Origin of the sequence: thiotrophic endosymbiont of Bathymodiolus puteoserpentis (Logatchev) (assembly GCF_900127505.1) — a bacterium.
Lineage (GTDB): Bacteria > Pseudomonadota > Gammaproteobacteria > PS1 > Pseudothioglobaceae > Thiodubiliella.
Window position 1 is genome coordinate 1 of sequence record NZ_UEXF01000038.1, and the last position, 3,583, is coordinate 3,583.

Genomic DNA, 3,583 nt, shown 5'->3' on the forward strand with positions numbered 1-3,583 from the left:
GATTATATTTTTGATATTGCCAAAACAATTAAGGGCATTGAAAAATTTGATATTTTTAATGGTGCTTGTAAAGACGAAAAAGATGGCGGCGATAAAGAAAAACATATTGATGATTTAATTGCTAATTGCAAGTCTCAATTGGGTGATGACTACAAAAAAATCTTTGATTTAGCAATTGACAGTATTTTGACTGACATTAAGATAGATTTGGCTGAGTTTGGTGTCGAGTATCAACAGTGGTTTAGCGAGCAGTCTTTGGTTGATTCAGGTTTGTCAAAGAAAACAGTTGAGGTTTTACAGGCATCTGGACATATTGTTGAAAAAGAAGGGGCGCTTTGGTTTAAAACCACAGATTTTGGCGATGACTTAGACCGTGTAGTGGTGCGTGATAATGGCATGCATACTTATTTTGCTTCGGATATAGCCTATCATTTAGAAAAATTTGAACGAGGTTATGATAAAGTAATTAATATTTGGGGCGCTGACCATCATGGCTATATTGCAAGAGTTAAGGCATCGATTAAGGCACTTAACCACAATCCTGATAAGTTGGAAATTTTATTGGTGCAGTTCGCTAATCTATTTAGAAATGGCGAGAAAGTTGCCATGTCAACGCGCAGTGGTTCGTTTGTCACTTTGAAACAATTACGAGAGGAAGTGGGTAATGATGCGGCGCGTTTTTTCTATATTTTGCGTAAAGCCGACCAGCATATGGATTTTGACTTGGATTTGGCAAAGTCTAAAACCAATGAAAACCCCGTGTTTTATATTCAATATGCCCACGCGCGTATCTGCTCAGTGTTTGATAAGGCCGATAATAACACACAAACGCCAGATTTAACACTACTTAACAACGAATACGAGCAAGCACTCATCAAACAACTTAGTCGTTACTCAGACATGGTTAAAAATGCAGCACTGAATTATGAGCCACATATTTTGGCGTATTATTTGCGTGATTTGGCAGGCGATTTCCACAGTTATTACAACAATAGTGAGTTTTTGATTGATGATAAAACTCTGCAAGCCTCTCGTTTGCAGCTTATCAGTGCCACTCAGCAAATACTTGCTAATGGGTTGAGCCTCTTGGGTGTCAGTGCACCTGAAAAAATGTAATTAAAATAGATAAAAAACAAAATAAAATTAAGTTTTAGTCGAAAAACAGCAAAAAAACAGTTTTAATTTGGTTAAAAATAGAAATATAGATTGTTAAAACGGATAAAAAGCCACATATCCGTTAAAATTAGATTGAATTATAAATAAACCCTATTTTTTGTCAAAAAGTGTTAAAATTTGCATTTTAATTTATCTTTAGTACAAAATAAATATGCTTTTAGAGTTCAGCGTTACCAATTTTCGTTCTATCAAGGAAAAGCAAACACTCAGTTTGCTAAAAACCAAAAAGAATGAACTGGAAAATAATTTTACTACTGTCACTTTATCCACAGGTAAAACCCTTGATGTGCTCAATAGCGCAGTGATTTATGGTGCAAATGCCAGTGGTAAGTCTAATTTAGTAAACTCATTCAATACATTTGTATCTATAGTGCTAGTGCTAAATTCAAAGTCCTTGTATGATATTGAACCGTTCTTATTATTGGAAAATATTACAAACAATCCAACAGAATTTGAGATTAATTTTGTCTATAATGGCGTGCGTTTTGTTTATGGTTTTTCAGCAACGCAAGAAAAAATTATTGACGAATGGCTGTATCAATATCCAAAAGGCAGACCACAAGCTCTAATCATAAGAGAAGATACTAATATTTGGAACGAGACTACAGCATTAAAGGGTAATAAAAAAATTTGGCAACAAAGTACTAAAGATTATTCTTTATTTTTCTCTACAGCGGTAGAGTTGAATAGTCAACAGTTGTTGCCTATATATAATTTTTTTGAACAATCGTATAGCCAAATTTTTTTAGATAACCACCTTGGCAAGGTTTTAGGTGCTGATAAAAGTCTTAATCTTTTAGAAAACAACAAAGACAAAGTGCTGTCTTTTATGTATATGGCAGACCTTAATATCAGCGATATTGTTACAAGGTATCCAGAAGAGCACGAATCGTCTTATTATGGTGGAAAAATCATAGAAGTTGTGCGAAATATAGGAGGTAATAAAATTAGTTTTGATGTTAATGAAGAATCAAAAGGAACGCGAAAAATATTTTTTCTAGTTGGGATTTGGTTAAACGCTTTAGAAAATGGTTGTTGTTTGGTTTTAGATGAATTGCAAAATAGCTTACACCCAAAACTGGTTGAGCATTTAGTGCAAATGTTTCATAATCCTGATATTAATAAAAAAGGCGCACAGCTTATTTTTGTTACCCATGAAACTTCATTATTAAACCAAGAAATTTTTAGGCGCGATCAAGTATGGTTTTGTGAAAAAGAAGATAACGCTACAGAGTTGTTTTCTTTGGCTGATTTTTCAGTGCGAAAAGGTGCAGAAAATATTGAAAAGTTCTATCTTTCGGGTCGCTATGGTGCAGTGCCATATTTAAGATAGCATGGCAAGAAAGTTAACGAAAAGGGCGTTAAAAGATAGAGTATTGCTAGTTAGTGAGGGTAAGAAAACAGAACAATATTATTTTAAAGGACTTTGTCAGCATCTAAGAATATCTATTGAAATAAAAGATATTAATAAAACCTCTTTGGGCAGTCTGCTTGAAAAGGTAATAAGGATAGTTAATCAGGCGAAATACGAAAAAAATCCATTTACGCAAGTTCTATTTATTGGCGATAAGGATAATTTTAAGCACTATAAACAGGATAAACAAAAAATACAAAGTCTAAACAATTTTCATGTTTTTTTTTCCGAGCCTTGTTTTGAATATTGGCTGTTGTTGCATTTTCAGCCAATAAGCAAACCATTTAATAGTTGTAGCGAGTTACAAAAAAGCAAAGCGTTTAAAAAATATTTTCCAGATTATAGTAAAGTTAATGCTGATATTTATGTAGAGTTGCGAGATAAAATAGTTGATGCTTGTAATAATGCTGAAAATAATCAAAACATCAATATCAACGAGTTGGTCAGGTATTTGCAAAATATCAAGAACCAATGAGTGACCAAGTACAAAGAGACCAGACCTTAGACATTAGCCAGTCTTTTATCGTGCAAGCGCCTGCGGGTTCAGGCAAAACTGAGTTATTAACGCAACGCTATTTAAAGTTGTTGTCAGTATCTGATGAGCCTGAGAATATCATGGCAATGACCTTTACTAATAAGGCAGTTGATGAGATGACCCAGCGTGTTTTATCGGCTTTGAAATCCAGTTTTAAACCTAAACCAAAAGAGCCACATAAGCAAATAACTTACGAATTAGCATCGCAGGTAATGCAACGCTCGGATGAGAAGGAATGGCAGTTATTACAAAATCCAAAGCGATTAAAAATATCCACTATTGATGGGTTATACAGCCTAATTAATAATCGTTATCCGTTGCCATCACAACTCGTGCCACGCCAAATTATGGCTGAAAATTGGGCGCGTGATAATGCTTATCGATATGCGACTGAGCAAGTATTACTGATGATTGATGATAAGCAGCAAGGCAGAGCAATTGCCGATTTGTTATTGCAT

General features: G+C 34.3%; 4 protein-coding genes. All 4 read left to right on the plus strand.

The window, feature by feature from the left end; all coding sequences use genetic code 11:
• On the plus strand, positions 1-1,116 hold a 1,116-nt coding region (gene argS, locus BHECKSOX2_RS06205), incomplete at its 5' end, for an arginine--tRNA ligase (RefSeq protein ID WP_139682907.1).
• Positions 1,117-1,327: 211 nt separating this feature from the next.
• A complete protein-coding gene (locus BHECKSOX2_RS06210) occupies positions 1,328-2,509 on the plus strand; it encodes an AAA family ATPase (RefSeq protein ID WP_139682908.1) in 1,182 nt (393 codons plus the stop codon).
• A gap of 1 nt (position 2,510) precedes the next feature.
• On the plus strand, positions 2,511-3,065 hold the full coding sequence (locus BHECKSOX2_RS06215; RefSeq protein WP_139682909.1) for an RloB family protein: 555 nt from the start codon (positions 2,511-2,513) through the stop codon (positions 3,063-3,065).
• Positions 3,062-3,583, plus strand: a 522-nt coding sequence (locus BHECKSOX2_RS06220; RefSeq protein WP_180323689.1) for a UvrD-helicase domain-containing protein, incomplete at its 3' end; no start/stop codon positions are given. The genes BHECKSOX2_RS06215 and BHECKSOX2_RS06220, both read left to right, overlap by 4 nt.